A 17,095-nucleotide genomic window follows, 5' to 3' on the forward strand; every position below is an offset into this window, starting at 1 on the left:
TAATTCCTCATTTTCTTGTTTTCACAAAAAACTAGCTATTCATTCTAGATAAAACTTTTCGAACAACTTCAGCTAATTCCGTTAATTCATCTGATGAAAAATCAACGTCTTTTTCAACTGGAGTGCTTGTTGTTTGCGTACTATTTTGTAAAGTCGCCGTCGAATCGATCGGCTCCTCTAATTCTGGATGAGAAAAACTATTATCTTCTGCAAACAATGTTGTAACATCTTTTAATCCATATGCAACCTTTTTGATATTTAACAAATGTTTGGGACTCAAGTTTTCTGAAACAGAGCTGCCACCAAATGTTCCACAACCTAACGTAAAGGAAATTGGTAAGCCAGTACTAATCCCTGTTCCCCCTTGACTGCCACCCGTATTAACTAAAATACGAGAAGCAGGCTTGGTCGCAAATTTTAAGACAATGTCACGATTATTTGTGTGAATACTCATGGTATGTCCAATACCATTTTGTAAGAGTTCAATACTTAATCGGCAAGCTTCTTCCCAATCTTTGACAGTATAAAAAGCTAAGACAGTTGTCAATTTTTCATAAGACAAAGGGTTTCCTTGCCCCACACCTGTCTGACGACCAATTAAAACAGTTGTTGTATGCGGGATACAAAATCCGGCTGCTTCAGCAATCATTTGGGGTGAACGCCCAACAAATTTAGCATTCATCGCATAACTGCCACCTTTAAAGAGCAGACCGCAAACTTTTTTCGTTTCTTCTTCGGTCATGAAATAGCCACCTTGTGCTTTTAGCTCTTCCACGACAGCCGCTTCATTACTTTCTTCACAAATAATAGATTGTTCAGAAGCACAAATCGTTCCATTATCAAATGTTTTACTCGCAATAATTTGAGAAACAGCATGTTTTACATCCGCGCTATTTTCAATATACGCTGGTGAATTTCCTGCTCCTACTCCAATAGCAGGTTTGCCAGAGCTATAAGCTGCCTTCACCATGCCAGGACCACCTGTCGCAATAATCAAGCTCACTTCTTTAGCATGCATCAATTCGTTTGTTGCCTCCATTGTCGGTGTGCTCACGCAACCGATAATGCCTTTTGGAGCACCCGCCGCTTCAGCAGCACGACCCATCATATCCGCAGCTTTTTTTGTACAATCTGTTGCAGCTGGATGGGGGGCAAAAACAATTGCATTTCGCGCTTTCAAAGCTACCATGGCTTTGAAAATAACAGTTGAAGTTGGATTTGTTGAAGGAATAATTCCCAAAACTAATCCGACTGGTTCTGCAACGTCTAGTGTTTTTTTAACTTTATCTTCATGAATAATACCGACTGTTTTTTCATCTTTTATTTCTTCGTATAAAAGCGTGCTTGCTGCATGGTTTTTATACGTTTTATCAGCGACTTTACCAAATCCTGTTTCATCTACAGCTGCTTTGGCAAGACAAACAGAAAATTTTTCTGCCGCTTCCTTCATATTTTCTAAAATGGCATCGACTTGTTCTTGTGTAAACGTTGCAAATTCCTGTGCTGCTTTATGTCCTGCTCGTGCTAAGTCACGAGCTTCTTGTACAGAACATAAATCTTTATCAAACTTATTCATTATGATGACTCCTTTAGTATTACGATTGATAGCTATCACATATGAAGTAAAACGCTGTTACTTCGAATTCGTTTTATTTTCTTTAAAATGACCAGTTAATGCGGCAATCAATTGTTCCTTATTAGCTTGTTGGATTTCTTTTTTGTTCATTGAAAATTCGACTTGTTTTTTAGCAAGTTTGCGTAAATCCACCGCCTTCATTGTTGTGAAAGATTTTGTTATTTCTTCATCCACAATTTTGGAAGGATGATTGGAGACCTCTTTAATTTTTATTGGTTCTTTTTTTATCGTTTCGTGGTTTACGAGACTTTCAACCGAATTTTTCGTGACGTTGTCTACTTGATCTATTGGTTCTTCTTTTAATAATTCACTTTTTTCAGTGATCACATCTAACAAGCTTAAGCTTTCATCTGGTCTTGCAATCACATGTTTTGTGATAAACAAACCATCATCAAGGCGCTGAACTGCAATCGCCGCTGCATCCACAGCTGTTTTAACAGCTGAAACATCACCACTAACCATAACCGTTACAATGCCACCGCCAATTGCTTCCTTTTGTATCAAGGTTACTTCAGCGGTTTTTAACATCACATCGCTTGCTTCAATTGCTGCTAACAATCCATTGGTTTCAACTAATCCTAGTGCTTTCATCTTTTACTCCTTCGTTACCTTAGCTTTAAGTATGAATTTTTCAAATTAAATCTGGCCAATTTGCTGGATAAGTTGCATAAAATAATTTTACTTTATCAGGTGAACCCCACATTACTTTACTTCCCTTCGGTACAAAAACAACATCTCCTGCATGAGCTGTATATTTTTTACCTTCAATCGTAATTTCTAGAGTTCCACTAATAACGTAATCAATTTCTTCATAAGTTAATTCCCAATCAAATTGAGAATGATCAATTTCCAAAAATCCTGCACTCAATTTCGCTTCATCTTTACTAACCAATTCTTGATAAAAGACCTTGTCAGTAGGGTTACCCGTATCAAAAACGTCCATTTTCACACTGCTACCTTTAACAACTTTCAAGCCGTTGCGATGGTTTTCAGCTAAAAATGTTGGATTTTCATTTGCTAAAATCATTTTTAGTAACTGTACTAAAGTATCTTGCGTTAAATTTTGTGGCAATTCAGCAGCTAAAGCTTGTTCGCAAACTTCACTTAACGGTACTTGAAGATTTTCAATTAAATCTTTTGCCGCCGGCGTAATAATCGTGTCTTTATTTACACATAAACTTTCAGAATTTTTATGTGCTTTGGTAACATCTTCAGCACAAATCAATTTTTTCATTACTTCTGATCCTTCCTAAACAGATTCACAACTTTCATCGATAATGCCAACGACAGCAGCATCAACTGGAATCGCATCATCTTCTAACATTCGTCTTGCAGCACTTCCACAAGTAATGATTACGCGATCTCCAATCCCCGCACCAATGACGTCACAGACAATCATCTGTTCACCATCCCGTGACCCTCCGATAACTTCAGCAATCATCAGTTTCAACCCATTTAACTGTTCTGATTTTCTCGTTGCCCAGATGTTATCGACTAACTTTGCCGTTACCATTTTCGTTCCTTTTCTTTACGTTTGATTTCTTCAATCGCAGATTCAACTGAAGCTGTGTCACCAAATATCGCAAGCATGATCATATTTTGTGGACAACTACCACGAATATCTTCTACCGTTACACCCACTGCTTTTTCTGCAATATCAGCTGCACAAACCATTTCGATTAGTTTTCCTTGAACAAGTCCAACCGCATCTGGTGTGTCCAAAGCTGATTTTGGACCCGAACCTTTCCGGCGGTTCAAAATGGCTAGTGTTCCTTCACCTGGCGATTTAATAATTCGACAATCCATTTTCTGTGCCTCCTATTTTCAGTCAGACTATAATCCAGCAATACGATAAAAGAATAAATAGAAGTTTTTAAGGCTTTTAGCTTATTGCCAAATTGATTACTGACTACAAAATTTTATCTGTACAACTTAACGCAATACCTAATGGTGTAACAAACATTGGATTGAACGGCTTGTACGTTACAATTTTAGTTTTTTCTTCGATGATTGATTCAATGCCCGTTAAACAAGCTGTCCCACCGACTAAATATAAGCCATCAATTGCATAGCCCTCAATTTGTGATGAAATAATTGTAGCTATTTTTTCAACAACCGGTTTTAAAACGGCAATAAGTTCTGCATGATTTTTCTGATTACGTTTATATTTTTCGGCTTCGGGCACTGATATGCCATAAGCACCGGCGGTCACTAATGTTAAATGTGTTCCACCCGTTGCTTCATCACCAATTTTGACTACTTCACCATTTTTAATGATTGAAATTCCGGTTGTTCCACCACCAATATCAACGACCGCTCCGTTTTGAATTTGTAAAACTTGATTTGCAGCCGTTGGTTCATCTAAGATATTGGTTAGATAAAATCCTGCACCTTGTACAACATTTTTAATTGCACCACTGTCTAATTCATCTGTTCCTGGTGGAATGGCAGCAGCAGCATAGATTAATTCTGTTTCTAATTTCACTTCCAATTCTGCCTTTAACTCTTTGACAATCGTAATAGCACCAATATAATCGACTACCATGCCATCACGTACAACATCTGCATAACGATAAGCGCCCGCTACTGGTTGATAATTTTCATCCATAACAGCCAAAACGATGCACGCTGTGCCAAGATCCACTCCGGTATAATAAATCGAGCTCGTATTTTTCTTTGGTGTTTTTATTACAGTTTCAAAATTTGCCACAATCTTGTCACACACATCAATATCCGTTATCGTCATCACAAACGCAAACCTCCGACTTTTAGTCTTGTTCCAATTGATAAATTTCTTGTCTTAAGAATAAAATGATTTGTGCTAAAGCAATCTTTTGTTCTTTTGACACACAACTTTGCAAGGCTGTTGCATAAACACTTGCTCGTTGTAGTTTGATAATTATTTTCCCGTTGGGTTGAAAAATGAGTTCTTCTTTGATTGTCATGATTTCAATTTCCACTTCATTTTGTGGTGCTGTTTTAGCATCTAGTTGAAGCCCAGTAAAATCATCTGTCTGAATGGCTTTCACCAGTTGAACAAGAAAAAGTATCTTTTCTTTATACGCTCGACTAATTTCGGCTGCTTTTAAAGCGGCTTCCCATAATTCTAATTCTAGTAAGGGAAATAAAGTTTCTCGTTTACTTTCAGAGACTGCGAGTAAAGCTATTGTCTCGGATTGATTGTTTGGAAAAGTTCCTTCACACTCAATAATTGCAATTTGATGATCGCCTAAAAATTGTCTTGCACCTGGAGTTAATCTTTCGTTTTCCATTAGGTTAAATTTTTGTATTTTTTCTTCACGAAAACGTACTTGTAGTTCTTGCTCAGTAATATAACGCATCAATAAACACCTCGACACATTCTGGCATAAATTTCTGCTAAATCGGCTGCTTTGACCGGTCGTGGATTGGTTAGCGTGCATTTATCTTTTAAGGCAGCTTCTACCATTGTTGGAATTGCTGCTTTAAATTCCGCTTCATCTATCCCTAACCCCGTTACAAATTTCGGAATGCTCATTTTGTGCGTCATTTTTTGAATGCCTGCTATTAACAAATTGACTGTTGTCCGTGGTGTCATCGCTTGCAGACCTAACAAATTAGCTGCTTCAGCATATTTTATTAATGCTTTTGTATCACAACTTGTTTCCAACCCAGCATTAAAAGATATAACATGTGGTAGTAAAATCGCATTGGCTCGGCCATGTGGAATATGAAATCTACCACCTAGCGCATGAGCTAAACTATGACAGATCCCTAAAGATGCTTCGCTAAAAGCCATCCCTGCCAAGCAAGAGGCATTATGAACCTTTTCTCGCGCAACCTCGTCTTCACCATTTTCTACGATATGTGCTAGATTTTGCCAGATAATCCGCATCGCTTTTTCTGCACAAGCGTCAGTAAAGTCAGTGGCATCTGTTGAAACATAAGCTTCTAGTGTATGTGTTAAAACATCTATCCCTGTATCTGCCGTAATATTGCTTGGTACTGTCAAGGTAAAAATCGGATCTAAAATTGCGACATTTGGAATCATATCCTCATCGACTAAAGCATATTTGCCATTCACACTTGGATCAGAAATGACCGCAAAGCTTGTCACTTCACTTCCTGTACCACTTGTAGTTGGAATACATACCAATTGCACCGCGTTATCAATTTCAACTTGTTGATAAATTTGTCTGACTACTTTTGCTGTATCCAGGGCTGAGCCACCACCTAAAGCAATCATAAGATCGGGTTGAAACTGTGCTGTACAAGCTACACCTTTAGTCACAACTTCAATTGTAGGATCTGGAACGATCTCTGAAAAAATTTCATACGGTACACTGGCCTCATTCAAGATTTCAGTTACGTTGTCCACCATACCACTGGTTACCATAAAAGGATCGCTAATTATTAAGGCTCGTTTACAATGGAAATCTTTTAAACAGGAAATGGCCTGCTTGCCAGAATATACTTTCGTTGCCATTTTAAAGCTATTCATCTTCTTCCCCCCTTCCTATTAATTTTTCTATTTGGTCATAGTTATCTTTTGTTAAATCAAAGAGCAAATCAATTTGATTTATACCACAATCAAAAAGTTGCTGTGACGCGTTTTCTAAATTACTTTTCGTGTATTGCTTTTGATAGGTTAGGACTCCATGAATTGGAATGCGAAATACCTTGGCAAAATTCGGAGGATAACTACGTTTTTTAGCTCCTAATGGCTGTAAAAAAATGCCACAAAACGCAGATTGTTGCAATGCAATCAGATGTTTATGCATCCACGGACTTTCCAAATAACTATCTGGTACAATAATCGTTTTTTTGTAATAGACAATGTTTGCAACTTTTTTTAATGGCTTTTCACTGCCTTCAATCAAACTAGCAACTGTCATTTTCCCACTATTTTTTGGACCAATTAAAAGTGTTCTCATGTTCTCGTCACATCGACAATATTGAAATGCAAAATAGTTTCAAAGACACGAATCACCTCTTTTAAACTTGTCTCGACACTTTCTACATCTCCTGTAATAACAACTGAACCCGTAAATCGATCTAAAAAACCAATTTCTACATCCGCTACTTTGACTGCTGTATCTGCAGCAATCATGGCTGTTTCAAATGGGGAGACTGTCAAGATTCCAATGGCACCACTTTCTTCAATTCCTAATGATTGATAGACGTCGATAACAGGTGCTGCAATGACATGAGCCAATGTAATCTGTTTTCCGGGGACCGATTCTTCAATTACGCGTTGCGCTATACTTTGCGACATGCCATTTCCTCCCAAAATGCTGTTTCAGTTAACCAATTCAGATTTTGTAAGCAAAAAAATCTTGATTGGTTCGTGCGTAGCTTTTATCTTTAATGTCTAACTACTCGAACTGGAAAATCATATTCTGCAATCCAGCCTTCGATTCGATCCAAATCAGCTTCTGCTAAACTCGGATCACCTGAGACAGGATACGTCATGCCTAACTGTCCATACTTATTCACACCTAATTTATGGTAAGGTAATAAATCAATTCCTTTAAAATTGGGTAAGTCTTTATAAGGTAGTAAAAAATCAATAATTTGTTTAATTTCTTCGTGGCTATCATTAATCATTTTTAACATTGGCATTCTAATTTGAACTTTATAACCTCGCAATAACAACTCTTGTAAATTTTCTAATATTTTTTCGTTGCTAATACCTGTCAGCTCATTATGTCGTACGGGATCCATATGCTTCATATCATATAAAAATAAATCAACATAATCGGCCATTTCCAGTAGTTTTTTCATGCGACTATGACCACACGTTTCAATCGCTGTATTGAGCCCATCTGCTTTACAAGCTTTCAATAATGCCAGTGCAGCTTCAGGCTGCGCCGTACACTCTCCGCCACTAAACGTTACACCTCCACCGGACATTTCATAAAAAGCATCATCTTCATGAATGACTTCCATTAATTCTGATATAGTTTTAATCGCGCCAGTAATATTCAATGCTTTCATGGGACAAACTTCGATACATTTTTGACAACCATTACAAGAAATATCGCGACGCACTTGATGCTTGCCATTTTCATCAATGTAATGAATACCTAATGGACAAACATCCGCACAGGCGCCGCAATCCGTACAAACACTTTCTTTGTACATTACTTCAAATTTACGATTAATACCTTCTGGATTGGCACACCATTGGCAGCGCAATGGGCAGCCTTTGAAAAAGACGATAGTTCTGATTCCGGGTCCGTCATATAGGCTGTATTTTTGTACGTTGAAAATCATGGCTTGCCGTTCTATCCGTTCCTCTTTCACATTAACCATCTATTTCAAACTCCAGTTCTTTAAAATTTAGTCAACATTGTACGACTAATGATTTCATCTTGAACATCCTTACATAATTCGACAAAGAATGCACTGTACCCTGCCACACGGACAATTAAGTCGCGGTATTGTTCAGGATGTTTTTGAGCTTCAATTAACGTATTATTATCTAGATAATTGAATTGCATTTCGCCATTACCTAAATGACACGCTGTTTTTAATAAGGTAATTAGACTTTCTTCACCTTCTGGTGTATCTAACAGACCAGACATAATTTTAAAGTTATGAACCATCCCAATATTCATGCTGTCATTTGACATTTTTGAAATTGATTTGATAATGGCAGTTGGACCTTTAAAGTCTGCGCCTTGTGTTGGACTAATACCGTCTGACAAAGGTGTCCATGCTTTACGACCGTTCGCAGAAGCCCCTGTCATTTGACCAAACGGTGTGTTATTTGAAATTGACAATGTACCATGACTCAAAACAGAATATAATGTTTTGTATTTACGATGTTCTGCTTCTGTAAAGTTAATCAAGTCAGCCGCAATCAAATCAGCATAATCGTCGTCATTTCCATATTTAGGTGCATTTAAGCAATCTGTTCGTAGGCGTTCATAGCCAGCAAAGTCTGATTTCAATCCTTCATTTAATTCATGTAAAGTATATTTCTTATCTTCAAAGACTAATTTTTTAATTGCTGCCATTGAATCGGCATAAGTTGCTAAACCTGACCACACAACACCAGGTCCAAAGTTGTACATCGCGCCTCCAGCAGAAACGTCTTTTCCTTTTTCCATACACCCTTCATACATAATTGACATTAATGGTTTCGGTGCTAAATCACGATGAACACGTTGTGAAATAACGGTTGCCACATCTGTCCATTTCGTAATATATTTAATTTCCTCTTTAACAGCACTTTCAAACTCTTCAAATGTACTAAAACGTGAAAGATCTCCCATGTCAGGGCATACTTTTTTTCCATACCACAATGGAACACCATGATTTAAAACAAGTTCAATACAGATTGGCCATTGTGTATAGGCAGTTGATGTCCATTGATAAAGACGACCAGATTTTTGCGGTTCCACACACCCCATCAAACAGTAGTCACGCGCATCTTCAATCGAAACACCTTTAGCTAACATCATTTTGATATGGGTATCATCAAAGTGGCACGCTGGAAATCCCATCCCTGCTCGTACAACATCAACTATTTTTTTTAAGTATTCCCGTGGTGAATGATTATGAATACGACATGCCAATGATGGTTGATACACTTTGACATGACGGACAGCATCCATTAATAGATAAGTTAGCTCATTTGTAGCGTCTCGTCCTTGACGTGTCACACCACCAACACACATATTTACAAATGGTTGATAACCAGCGAAGAATTTTGAACCACCTTCACTCGTAATCCACATCATTTCAGACATTTTAATTAACATACAGCCTGCTAATTCAAACGCTTGAAATTCATTCATCCGACCTTCATCCAAATCAGCTTGGAAGTATTCGTACATATATTGATCCACACGTCCAATAGACATACCTGTTTGGTTTTCTTCCACTACAAGTAAGGATTCAATTGTCCATACAGCTTGAATCGCTTCCCAAAAAGTTTCAGGTTTATGCGCTGGTACTTTGCGGTTTACTTCTGAAATTTTTAAAAGTTCAGCTTTACGTCTTGGATTGCTTTCTTTTGCGGCCAATTCTGCCGCATAATCTGCCATACGACGTGCATAGATCATGACGCCTTCTGTCGTATCGATAATTGATTTGTAAAAATAAATTTTTTCAATATCATCTGGATTTTCATAATCTAATTCTTCTAAATGCGCTTTAGCTTCATTTTGAATGTCTATCATACCTTTTTTCATTAAAATGACATCGTACCCGGGATTAGAATCCCCACCACCATTTAAGGCATGGTATGAACAGTCAGATACAAAAGATTCGCCAGATAATTCCCAAACGCCAGCTTCGCGATATTGATCTTCACAATATTCATCAACAGATTTGCCTGCCCAAAATGGGAAAAGTTCTTCTCGCATGATTTTTTTATCTTCATCTGAAATATAAAACGGATCTTGCGCACGTGTACCAATTGTTTCAAGCTCATCTTCCATCCAACGCCACGCAATATCTGGTGAGAAAGCGCCAGCACGAGGTTTTCCGTTAGGAGCGCCGACAATTAATTCATGATCTTGAATAACTAGAGGCGCTGTTTCACAACAATATCTAAAACATTTGGCACGAAGAACAATCTTTGGCATCCCAGGATTTTCTTTAGCGATCTTAGTGATAGCACGCGCACGATATGTTGTAATAGATGGCACTTGCTCTAAATAATTATCTTTTAACGCTTGTAAACGTTTGGTAATCCCGTTTGGAATACTTGTTCCTTCTTCTGAAACTAGGGTTTCGGTAACAACTTCATCATTTTTAACTTCATCAGATACAGAAGCAAACATTTTCACTAAAGCTTGTCTCTCTTCTGAACTTAACTCTTTGGTTGCTTCAGCTAGCTTAGCTGAAAACTCTTTGATATCCATTTATACCCCTCACTTATTGCTCGATTATTTTTTGTAATAACTTTTCTAACAACATTTGTTCATCCTCCGCAACACCTTTACTGCTCTTTTTTTCACTTGGTATGACAAGTTTCGCCTTTTTATTGTCATAGCCAATTTCGCGAACATAGCTCATATCTTTTGCGGTGACATTTTTGGCTACATAACCTCTGCCGGTGGTCATTCCACCTAAAATCATTGACAATGGTAGCGTTGCATCCAAGCCGATTCCGGCTAAACTGGCACCAGTATTTACTAACATGCGTCCAACAGGTTTTTTTAAGGCAAATTCATTAATGACACGTTGATCATTAGAATGAATAGCTAAAGTATGTCCGTTGCCTTTTTCCTTTAGTAACTGGATACACTTGTCACAAGCATGGATCCAGTCAGATTCTAAATAGAAAGTTAAAACCGGACATTTTAAAGCGCTTGCAAAAGGATTTTCATCAAAAATATACGGCTGCTCGGATACGAGAACTTTTGTTTTAGCCACAACTGAAAAACCAGCTAATGCTGCGATTGTTCCCGCGTCTTTACCAATCACTTGAGGATTAACCTTGCTGCCAATAAATAATACTTTCAAAAGCTGTTTTTCTTCAGTAGCAGTCATAAAATGAGCCCCCGCTTGAATCATCAGCGTTTTCACTTCTTTTGCTACAACACTCTCAGCAATGACAAATTGTTCTGCTGATGGGAGTAGACCATTATCAAAAGAACGACTGTTAATTATCGATTCACAAGCTTCATACATATTTGCTGTTCTTTCAATAAAAACAGGCGTCGAACCACTCGCACCATATATTGTGGCTTTGGGTCTATTTTTCCAGTCAAAATATTTTGGCGCGGCACTGTTGATTACTAATGAAATCGACTCTTGCTCGATGATTGCTCGAATTCCTTCAGGTGCTGTATTTTCCATAAAGCAGTAACTTGACTTCGGTAATCCCACGTTATCTTTTTGAATAAGTTGAAATAGCTTTGCAACAACCTTCGCAGATTTCCCTTGTGGAATTAAAATTACAGCATTACCAGCTTTTAAAGCACTAATCATTGAAAAAATTGCATTTAAAATGATATTTTCTTCCGGTAAAATAGCAGCAACTACACCTAATGGAACACCAATCTTTTGGACATGACTATTTTCACAGTCTAATATACCAATTACTTTTTCTTCTAGTGAAGATGTAAACTGGTATAAAAAATTTTGCCACAGGAATAGTTTATCTTCCTGGTTCCCCTTTCCTGTTGTAGCTACTTCAAAAGACACTAATTCAGGCAATACCATTTCAATATTCTTAATTATTTGTTTAATTATGCAATCAATTGTTTTTTGATCATATTCTTTTAATAAGATTTGTGCATCACGAGCAGATTCAACCAGGACACGTGCTTCTTGGATTGATTTTAAATCATCATCCACAAACTGCATGTTCTCCACTCCTTACGCTGGTAATAATTTTTCTAATGAATAACGATCAATAATTTTACCCAAATCAAGGTGCGGGCTTGCAATTACAACTGAACTATAAACTTCTGCTCCTATTGCTGTTACAGCTGCAATACCCGTTTCCACAGCAGCCTTACAAGCCGCCACATCGCCTCGAACAATAACGGAAATATAACCTGACGCGACGTTTTCATAACCGACTAATTCAACATCTGCTGCTTTACACATCGAATCTGCTGCTTCCAAAACAAAAACTAAACCAAATGTTTCAATTGCGCCAATTGCTTCATATCTTTTCATCTTTTCACCTCTTATTGTTGATCAATGTCATGAACAGATACAATGTCGCCAACAGCTCTTATTGGTCGAGGCATGACATTTTGTGCTGTTAATTTACCAATTTCAGCCGCGACTTTTGCTCCAGCTACAACTGAGGCTTCAACAGCTGCAACATCACCTTTAATCATAATGGTGACTAAAGTTGAACCGATATTTTCATAAGAGACTAATTCGACATTCGCTGCTTTTAGCATCTCGTCACAAGCTTTTAAAGCTGGAACTAATCCCACCGTTTCTACTAATCCCAGTGCCTCTTCTCCCATATATCTCATCTGAAAGTCTCCTTATCTTTTACGGTATGAGGCATCCACATACTTGCGTACTGCGTGTCGCCCATCTTCTGTGATTACATAACGCATTACCAATTCACTATTCACATCTAAATCATAACTAGCCATCTCGACTAACCCGTTAGCTTCTAATGCTAACAAATGATCTAAATACATTTTTTCGTTGAACTGTTTTTCATTACCATAATCTTTTTCTAGAGCTGACATAACTTGATTTACATCTACTTCTTCCGTATCAAACATATGATTTAAAACAGCCATTCTGCTAGGTAGTAACATTTTATGCCGCCCCTTTTCTAAATAAGTCTAAAGGATTCATCGTTACTACGATAGCTCCCATTACAATAACAACTGATCCAAGCACAATCGTTGGTGTTAAGGTTTGACCTAAAAATAGGACACAGAATAAAACACCCCAGAAAGCATATGTTACATTTAGCGACATACCAATTGCACAACCAACCATTGAATTTGCTTTATACCAGCAAACAAAAGATACGGCAGCACTTAGACCAGATAAGATTAGCCAAAGGGCTGGAACCCCTGCAGATAATGTTCCACCTAATAAATTCAAGCCACCAACTAGTGGTAAAATTAATACTAAAACAACTAAACCAGAAACTAATTCTCTTAAGTTCACTGCAACATCTGTATCAATCATGGCACCACCAAAACTAGAGAAGACACCTTCTAAGCCCCAAGCAACTGCGGCAATTAAGGCACAAATAATTCCCATAGTAAAGTTTGGTGATCCTTCAGGTTTTACCCAGTTAATAATAATAGCTCCAAACACACACATGACCATTCCTAAGACAACTCGTTTTGTTGGCCGTTGTTTTAAGAAGACCCAAGCAAATAATGCTCCAAAAAGGCTACATGTTGCCGAAATTGGGATTGCATAAGCACCAGCCATCGCTAAGCCAATTAAATAAGCGCCATTGGCAACTGGACCACCTAGTAAAAAGCCAATGACAAGCATTTTCCCTGGCTTTGTTTTCAAAGTTCGTAGTAATTCTTTTAAGCGACCTTGTTTTGCGTTATAAATCAGCAACCAAATACCAGCAAATAAATCATTTAAACCCGAACAAACAAACGGTGCTGCTAAAAATCCAGCTGCACTAACTAATGGATCAAAACCACTTGCTACCATAACAAGCGTTGAATATACGCCGTAAGTTAGACCAGAAACGAGTCCATTACTTATACCTGCAACTCTAAATTTTTTCCCAACTGCTTTCATTTTTGTTTCAGCTGAAACCTGCGTTTGCATCACACTTTTTTCACTGTTCATATTTTATTCCCCTTATTCATTTGACGTACGTGGAAGAACAGATTCAACTTCACTATGAGGACGTGGAATAACATGAACTGATAATAATTCCCCTACTCTTTGTGCTGCTGCCGCTCCGGCATCTGTTGCTGCTTTGACGGCACCTACATCGCCACGAACCATGACTGTAACAATCCCGCCGCCGACTAATTCTTTCCCAATTAAGGAAACATTAGCTGCTTTGACCATCGCATCTGCTGCTTCAATTGATCCGACTAATCCTTTGGTTTCTACCATTCCTAATGCATCGTATTTCATAACAGTTCCTCCAATACACGCTTTTTGCGTTTATATTTTTTATGCATTTTTAATTTAGAGCGTTCCCTAATGGTGTAAGTCAATAGGAAATAAAAAAAAGATTGTGCTTTACAACACAATCTTTTTCCATTGATACAGATTATATTCTCAATTACCTAAATTTAATCGAGAATACACTCCTTGATCAATCACTTTATTTCGATTTATCTTTGTTATAAAGCCATTTGCTATTTTAAAATAACTTTTTTCAAAAACAAGTTTTTATTTTTCTAATTATTACAGAAAGATAAAAAAAAAAACAACAAAAAATAGATGAAAAAGCTAGATTCGGAGATAAGTCATCTTTTCATGCAACTTGAAAATGAAAAAGTCGGTTACATTTTTAATAACCATTTAGTAAAAGTTGATATAACAACATTCTAGTAGCAGATTTATTATTATACAAAAGATTGTCCTTTAGATTAATGTTTTGGATTATTTCATTTTTTTTCATATTCTTTTCAGTCAAAATACTTATTTAAAAACAAAAAAATACACCACTAAATACGTTAGATGTTTAACGTATTTAGTGGTGTATTACCGCTATTCCTCTTTCTTTTATGTGGTTATTTTTTGGACAGGAAGCATAATCTCCGTTACAAATTTATTCGTATCTTGCGTCGACCAATAATCAATAACATATCGTTCATAGCAACTTGGTCCAAGTTGATAATGATGTCTATTTGCCCACTCTTCTATGAGCGCATATTTACCTGCAATCAATTTCTGATTTCCTAAATGATACATACAGACAAACATTTGCCCTCCAAAATCTTGCCTCGGCAAGAGAAACTTACTATTTCGGACAGGTTTTTGTACCACCGTCGCTCGTTTCATTCGCCCGTCGGCTTTGGCACGATAATCGTCAAAAGACAAAATAACCGGCCCAGTAATTTCACTATCAGAAGCACCTAAATAATTCGTCCACTCAATATTGATAATCGATTTTTTGTAATCGTATTCAAAATCTTGTTCTAAAAAAAAATAATAATCACGATCAATATATTTAAGACTAATATTATTCATATTATTTTCCATCGCGATTGTGCCTTCATTCAATAGCCCGACCCAATCAGAAACGGATTCATGACAATTTTGAATACGTTCTTCTTCTTGCTTTAATACCTCCAGTTTAGTAAGAAAGTTGCGTTGATGGAAAAAATAGTCTGAATTATTTGATACTCCTGTCATTTCTTGCAAATGAAACCCCATCTGTTTGTAGTATTTCAAAACAGGAATCAGCATAACGGTGTCATCACTATAATAGCGATAGCCATTTTTAGGGCTAATATAATCTGGTACAAGTAATCCTAACTCTTCATAAAAACGCAATGTTTTCCTTGAAACATTACAAATTTCTGCTGCTTCACCAATACTATGTAGTTTCTTTGTATCAACTTTTACTCTTGTCACCATACTCTTCCTCCTACTCAACTAGTTAAAGTATGAGACCAACTGTTATAGTTGTCAAGACTATTTAATCTCTGATTTATAACAGATATGGATTATTTGTGAATTAAAGTACTTAGTAAATCGTAAAAAAATCCCTCACGAATTTCGTGAGGGATTTGCAGTAGTTAAATATAATTATTTAGCCAATGCGTCTTTCGCTTGGTCAGCTAGTGCAGTGAAAGCTGCTGCGTCGTTGACTGCAAGATCAGCCAACATTTTGCGGTTGATGTCGATTTCAGCCAATTTCAAGCCATGCATTAATTTTGAGTAGCTCAAGTTGTTCATACGAGCCGCTGCGTTGATACGTGCGATCCACAATTTGCGGAAGTCGCGTTTTTTCTGACGACGATCGCGGTATGCGTAGTTGTATGAATTCATTACTTGTTCTTTTGCTGTTTTAAATAAAGTATGTTTGGAACCGTAGTAACCTTTAGCTAATTTAAGCACTTTTTTACGACGTTTACGAGTTACTGTTCCACCTTTAACACGTGCCATGTTTAATTCCTCCTAAAATAAATCTCGAATTTTTGAAATGGTAAAGCAAGGGTTCAATTAGCTTATTTCATACGAGCTAATTGTTGACGGATACGTTTGTAATCGCCAGCTGACACCATGCTTGCTTTACGCAATTGACGGCGTTGTTTTTTTGTTTTGCCGTGGAAACGGTGGCTTGTAAACGCGCGGAATCGTTTTAATCCGCCTTTACCGGTACGTTTTACGCGTTTTGCTAAACCGCGGTGTGTTTTTTGTTTTGGCATAACTAATTTCCTCCTCAAAATCAATTCTTCATGAACTTTGACTGACTGACGCTTATTTCTCAGGTTTTGGTGCAACCACTAGAAACATGCTGCGTCCGTCCATCTTCGCTTTTTGCTCAACAACTGCGATATCCGCAACTTCTTCAGCTAAGCGATCAAGGACTTTCTGACCAATTTCTTTGTGGGTAATGGCACGACCTCTAAAACGGATCGAAGCTTTCACTTTGTCTCCTTTTTCTAGGAACTTACGTGCATTACGCAGTTTTGTATTGAAATCATTGACATCAATTGTCGGACTTAGACGAACTTCTTTAATGTTGATCACTTTTTGTTTCTTACGAGCTTCACGATCTTTTTTCTGTTGTTCAAAACGATATTTCCCGTAATCCATGATCCGCGCTACTGGTGGTTTCGCACCGGGAGCTACTAAAACGACATCAAGATTGGCTTGTTCTGCAATACTCAATGCTTCTGCTTTAGTTTTAACACCTAATTGTTCACCGTTTTGGTCGATCAAACGCAACTCACGTGCACGAATGCCGTCGTTTACCATCATATCCTTTGCTATGGTCATTCACCTCCAAGTTTTTTGAAGAGAGAAAGCAATAAAAAAACGAGTTCGAATTCGAACCCGCGCGCAAAATCAGCTTGTAAACAAGCGATCTAACTA

The 17,095-nt window shown here is 37.5% G+C and carries 22 protein-coding genes and 1 other annotated feature (1 of these 23 running past the window's edge); all 22 genes read right to left on the bottom strand.

Annotated elements, in window-relative coordinates; genetic code table 11:
* Nucleotides 1–31 precede the first annotated feature (31 nt).
* Entirely contained in the window at nucleotides 32–1,576 is a 1,545-nt protein-coding gene (locus tag AC6R0T_RS10795; RefSeq protein WP_303753405.1) for an acetaldehyde dehydrogenase (acetylating), read from the bottom strand.
* Nucleotides 1,577–1,633: 57 nt separating this feature from the next.
* A complete protein-coding gene (locus AC6R0T_RS10800; RefSeq protein WP_303753404.1) occupies nucleotides 1,634–2,227 on the bottom strand; it encodes a BMC domain-containing protein in 594 nt (197 codons plus the stop codon).
* A 40-nt stretch (nucleotides 2,228–2,267) separates the two neighbouring features.
* Nucleotides 2,268–2,870, bottom strand: a complete 603-nt coding sequence (locus AC6R0T_RS10805; RefSeq protein ID WP_303753403.1) for a EutQ-related cupin domain-containing protein — start codon at nucleotides 2,868–2,870, stop codon at nucleotides 2,268–2,270.
* Between the two features lie 15 nt (nucleotides 2,871–2,885).
* Nucleotides 2,886–3,149: a EutN/CcmL family microcompartment protein gene (locus tag AC6R0T_RS10810; protein ID WP_303753402.1), complete on the bottom strand. Its 264-nt coding sequence runs from the start codon at nucleotides 3,147–3,149 to the stop codon at nucleotides 2,886–2,888.
* Nucleotides 3,143–3,442: a BMC domain-containing protein gene (locus AC6R0T_RS10815; protein ID WP_303753401.1), complete on the bottom strand. Its 300-nt coding sequence runs from the start codon at nucleotides 3,440–3,442 to the stop codon at nucleotides 3,143–3,145. The genes AC6R0T_RS10810 and AC6R0T_RS10815 overlap by 7 nt, the downstream gene beginning before the upstream one ends.
* 103 nt (nucleotides 3,443–3,545) lie before the next feature.
* On the bottom strand, nucleotides 3,546–4,382 hold the full coding sequence (gene eutJ / locus AC6R0T_RS10820) for an ethanolamine utilization protein EutJ (RefSeq protein WP_303753433.1): 837 nt from the start codon (nucleotides 4,380–4,382) through the stop codon (nucleotides 3,546–3,548).
* 22 nt (nucleotides 4,383–4,404) lie between these two features.
* On the bottom strand, nucleotides 4,405–4,977 hold the full coding sequence (locus AC6R0T_RS10825) for a hypothetical protein (protein WP_303753400.1): 573 nt from the start codon (nucleotides 4,975–4,977) through the stop codon (nucleotides 4,405–4,407).
* Entirely contained in the window at nucleotides 4,977–6,116 is a 1,140-nt protein-coding gene (locus AC6R0T_RS10830) for a 1-propanol dehydrogenase PduQ (RefSeq protein ID WP_303753399.1), read from the bottom strand. Before AC6R0T_RS10830 ends, AC6R0T_RS10825 begins: the two co-directional genes overlap by 1 nt.
* Entirely contained in the window at nucleotides 6,109–6,549 is a 441-nt protein-coding gene (locus AC6R0T_RS10835; RefSeq protein WP_303753398.1) for a EutP/PduV family microcompartment system protein, read from the bottom strand. The genes AC6R0T_RS10830 and AC6R0T_RS10835 overlap by 8 nt, the downstream gene beginning before the upstream one ends.
* Nucleotides 6,546–6,890: a BMC domain-containing protein gene (locus tag AC6R0T_RS10840; RefSeq protein ID WP_303753397.1), complete on the bottom strand. Its 345-nt coding sequence runs from the start codon at nucleotides 6,888–6,890 to the stop codon at nucleotides 6,546–6,548. Before AC6R0T_RS10840 ends, AC6R0T_RS10835 begins: the two co-directional genes overlap by 4 nt.
* Nucleotides 6,891–6,979: 89 nt before the next feature.
* Entirely contained in the window at nucleotides 6,980–7,930 is a 951-nt protein-coding gene (cutD, locus tag AC6R0T_RS10845; protein ID WP_303753396.1) for a choline TMA-lyase-activating enzyme, read from the bottom strand.
* A 20-nt stretch (nucleotides 7,931–7,950) separates the two neighbouring features.
* Complete coding sequence (gene cutC / locus AC6R0T_RS10850; protein ID WP_303753395.1) at nucleotides 7,951–10,491, bottom strand: choline trimethylamine-lyase; 2,541 nt, start codon at nucleotides 10,489–10,491, stop codon at nucleotides 7,951–7,953.
* 13 nt (nucleotides 10,492–10,504) lie between these two features.
* The gene (locus AC6R0T_RS10855) at nucleotides 10,505–11,941 is read right to left on the bottom strand and encodes an aldehyde dehydrogenase family protein (protein WP_303753394.1); all 1,437 of its coding nucleotides are present in this window, start codon (nucleotides 11,939–11,941) and stop codon (nucleotides 10,505–10,507) included.
* Nucleotides 11,942–11,953: 12 nt separating this feature from the next.
* Nucleotides 11,954–12,259, bottom strand: a complete 306-nt coding sequence (locus AC6R0T_RS10860) for a BMC domain-containing protein (protein ID WP_303753393.1) — start codon at nucleotides 12,257–12,259, stop codon at nucleotides 11,954–11,956.
* A gap of 11 nt (nucleotides 12,260–12,270) precedes the next feature.
* The gene (locus tag AC6R0T_RS10865; RefSeq protein WP_303753392.1) at nucleotides 12,271–12,570 is read right to left on the bottom strand and encodes a BMC domain-containing protein; all 300 of its coding nucleotides are present in this window, start codon (nucleotides 12,568–12,570) and stop codon (nucleotides 12,271–12,273) included.
* A gap of 12 nt (nucleotides 12,571–12,582) precedes the next feature.
* Nucleotides 12,583–12,867, bottom strand: a complete 285-nt coding sequence (locus tag AC6R0T_RS10870) for a hypothetical protein (RefSeq protein WP_303753391.1) — start codon at nucleotides 12,865–12,867, stop codon at nucleotides 12,583–12,585.
* A 1-nt stretch (nucleotide 12,868) separates the two neighbouring features.
* Nucleotides 12,869–13,879 carry a DMT family transporter gene (locus tag AC6R0T_RS10875; protein WP_303753390.1) on the bottom strand — a complete coding sequence of 337 codons (1,011 nt, stop codon included), beginning with the start codon at nucleotides 13,877–13,879 and terminating at the stop codon, nucleotides 12,869–12,871.
* A gap of 12 nt (nucleotides 13,880–13,891) precedes the next feature.
* Nucleotides 13,892–14,176 carry an ethanolamine utilization microcompartment protein EutM gene (gene eutM / locus AC6R0T_RS10880; protein WP_303753389.1) on the bottom strand — a complete coding sequence of 95 codons (285 nt, stop codon included), beginning with the start codon at nucleotides 14,174–14,176 and terminating at the stop codon, nucleotides 13,892–13,894.
* A 597-nt stretch (nucleotides 14,177–14,773) separates the two neighbouring features.
* Nucleotides 14,774–15,631: a MerR family transcriptional regulator gene (locus AC6R0T_RS10885; protein ID WP_303753388.1), complete on the bottom strand. Its 858-nt coding sequence runs from the start codon at nucleotides 15,629–15,631 to the stop codon at nucleotides 14,774–14,776.
* A gap of 171 nt (nucleotides 15,632–15,802) precedes the next feature.
* Nucleotides 15,803–16,162, bottom strand: a complete 360-nt coding sequence (rplT, locus tag AC6R0T_RS10890) for a 50S ribosomal protein L20 (protein ID WP_173103647.1) — start codon at nucleotides 16,160–16,162, stop codon at nucleotides 15,803–15,805.
* Nucleotides 16,163–16,224: 62 nt separating this feature from the next.
* The gene (gene rpmI, locus AC6R0T_RS10895) at nucleotides 16,225–16,425 is read right to left on the bottom strand and encodes a 50S ribosomal protein L35 (RefSeq protein ID WP_016173762.1); all 201 of its coding nucleotides are present in this window, start codon (nucleotides 16,423–16,425) and stop codon (nucleotides 16,225–16,227) included.
* A 52-nt stretch (nucleotides 16,426–16,477) separates the two neighbouring features.
* Entirely contained in the window at nucleotides 16,478–16,999 is a 522-nt protein-coding gene (gene infC / locus AC6R0T_RS10900) for a translation initiation factor IF-3 (protein WP_016173761.1), read from the bottom strand.
* Nucleotides 17,000–17,024: 25 nt separating this feature from the next.
* Nucleotides 17,025–17,095, bottom strand: a sequence feature (ribosomal protein L20 leader region); it runs 55 nt beyond the window's last position.

This window comes from Enterococcus sp. S86.2, from assembly GCF_059834485.2.

Excerpts from the sequence above, each read along its gene's own strand:
- infC (WP_016173761.1), bottom strand. The coding sequence starts at position 16,999 with ATGACCATAGCAAAGGATATGATGGTAAACGACGGCATTCGTGCACGT.
- cutD (WP_303753396.1), bottom strand. The coding sequence starts at position 7,930 with ATGGTTAATGTGAAAGAGGAACGGATAGAACGGCAAGCCATGATTTTC.
- AC6R0T_RS10885 (WP_303753388.1), bottom strand. The coding sequence starts at position 15,631 with ATGGTGACAAGAGTAAAAGTTGATACAAAGAAACTACATAGTATTGGT.
- AC6R0T_RS10830 (WP_303753399.1), bottom strand. The coding sequence starts at position 6,116 with ATGAATAGCTTTAAAATGGCAACGAAAGTATATTCTGGCAAGCAGGCC.
- AC6R0T_RS10840 (WP_303753397.1), bottom strand. The coding sequence starts at position 6,890 with ATGTCGCAAAGTATAGCGCAACGCGTAATTGAAGAATCGGTCCCCGGA.
- AC6R0T_RS10835 (WP_303753398.1), bottom strand. The coding sequence starts at position 6,549 with ATGAGAACACTTTTAATTGGTCCAAAAAATAGTGGGAAAATGACAGTT.
- AC6R0T_RS10865 (WP_303753392.1), bottom strand. The coding sequence starts at position 12,570 with ATGAGATATATGGGAGAAGAGGCACTGGGATTAGTAGAAACGGTGGGA.
- AC6R0T_RS10855 (WP_303753394.1), bottom strand. The coding sequence starts at position 11,941 with ATGCAGTTTGTGGATGATGATTTAAAATCAATCCAAGAAGCACGTGTC.
- cutC (WP_303753395.1), bottom strand. The coding sequence starts at position 10,491 with ATGGATATCAAAGAGTTTTCAGCTAAGCTAGCTGAAGCAACCAAAGAG.
- AC6R0T_RS10815 (WP_303753401.1), bottom strand. The coding sequence starts at position 3,442 with ATGGATTGTCGAATTATTAAATCGCCAGGTGAAGGAACACTAGCCATT.
- AC6R0T_RS10875 (WP_303753390.1), bottom strand. The coding sequence starts at position 13,879 with ATGAACAGTGAAAAAAGTGTGATGCAAACGCAGGTTTCAGCTGAAACA.
- AC6R0T_RS10805 (WP_303753403.1), bottom strand. The coding sequence starts at position 2,870 with ATGAAAAAATTGATTTGTGCTGAAGATGTTACCAAAGCACATAAAAAT.
- AC6R0T_RS10810 (WP_303753402.1), bottom strand. The coding sequence starts at position 3,149 with ATGGTAACGGCAAAGTTAGTCGATAACATCTGGGCAACGAGAAAATCA.
- AC6R0T_RS10795 (WP_303753405.1), bottom strand. The coding sequence starts at position 1,576 with ATGAATAAGTTTGATAAAGATTTATGTTCTGTACAAGAAGCTCGTGAC.
- rpmI (WP_016173762.1), bottom strand. The coding sequence starts at position 16,425 with ATGCCAAAACAAAAAACACACCGCGGTTTAGCAAAACGCGTAAAACGT.
- AC6R0T_RS10825 (WP_303753400.1), bottom strand. The coding sequence starts at position 4,977 with ATGCGTTATATTACTGAGCAAGAACTACAAGTACGTTTTCGTGAAGAA.
- eutJ (WP_303753433.1), bottom strand. The coding sequence starts at position 4,382 with ATGACGATAACGGATATTGATGTGTGTGACAAGATTGTGGCAAATTTT.
- rplT (WP_173103647.1), bottom strand. The coding sequence starts at position 16,162 with ATGGCACGTGTTAAAGGTGGAACAGTAACTCGTAAACGTCGTAAAAAA.
- AC6R0T_RS10860 (WP_303753393.1), bottom strand. The coding sequence starts at position 12,259 with ATGAAAAGATATGAAGCAATTGGCGCAATTGAAACATTTGGTTTAGTT.
- eutM (WP_303753389.1), bottom strand. The coding sequence starts at position 14,176 with ATGAAATACGATGCATTAGGAATGGTAGAAACCAAAGGATTAGTCGGA.
- AC6R0T_RS10870 (WP_303753391.1), bottom strand. The coding sequence starts at position 12,867 with ATGTTACTACCTAGCAGAATGGCTGTTTTAAATCATATGTTTGATACG.
- AC6R0T_RS10800 (WP_303753404.1), bottom strand. The coding sequence starts at position 2,227 with ATGAAAGCACTAGGATTAGTTGAAACCAATGGATTGTTAGCAGCAATT.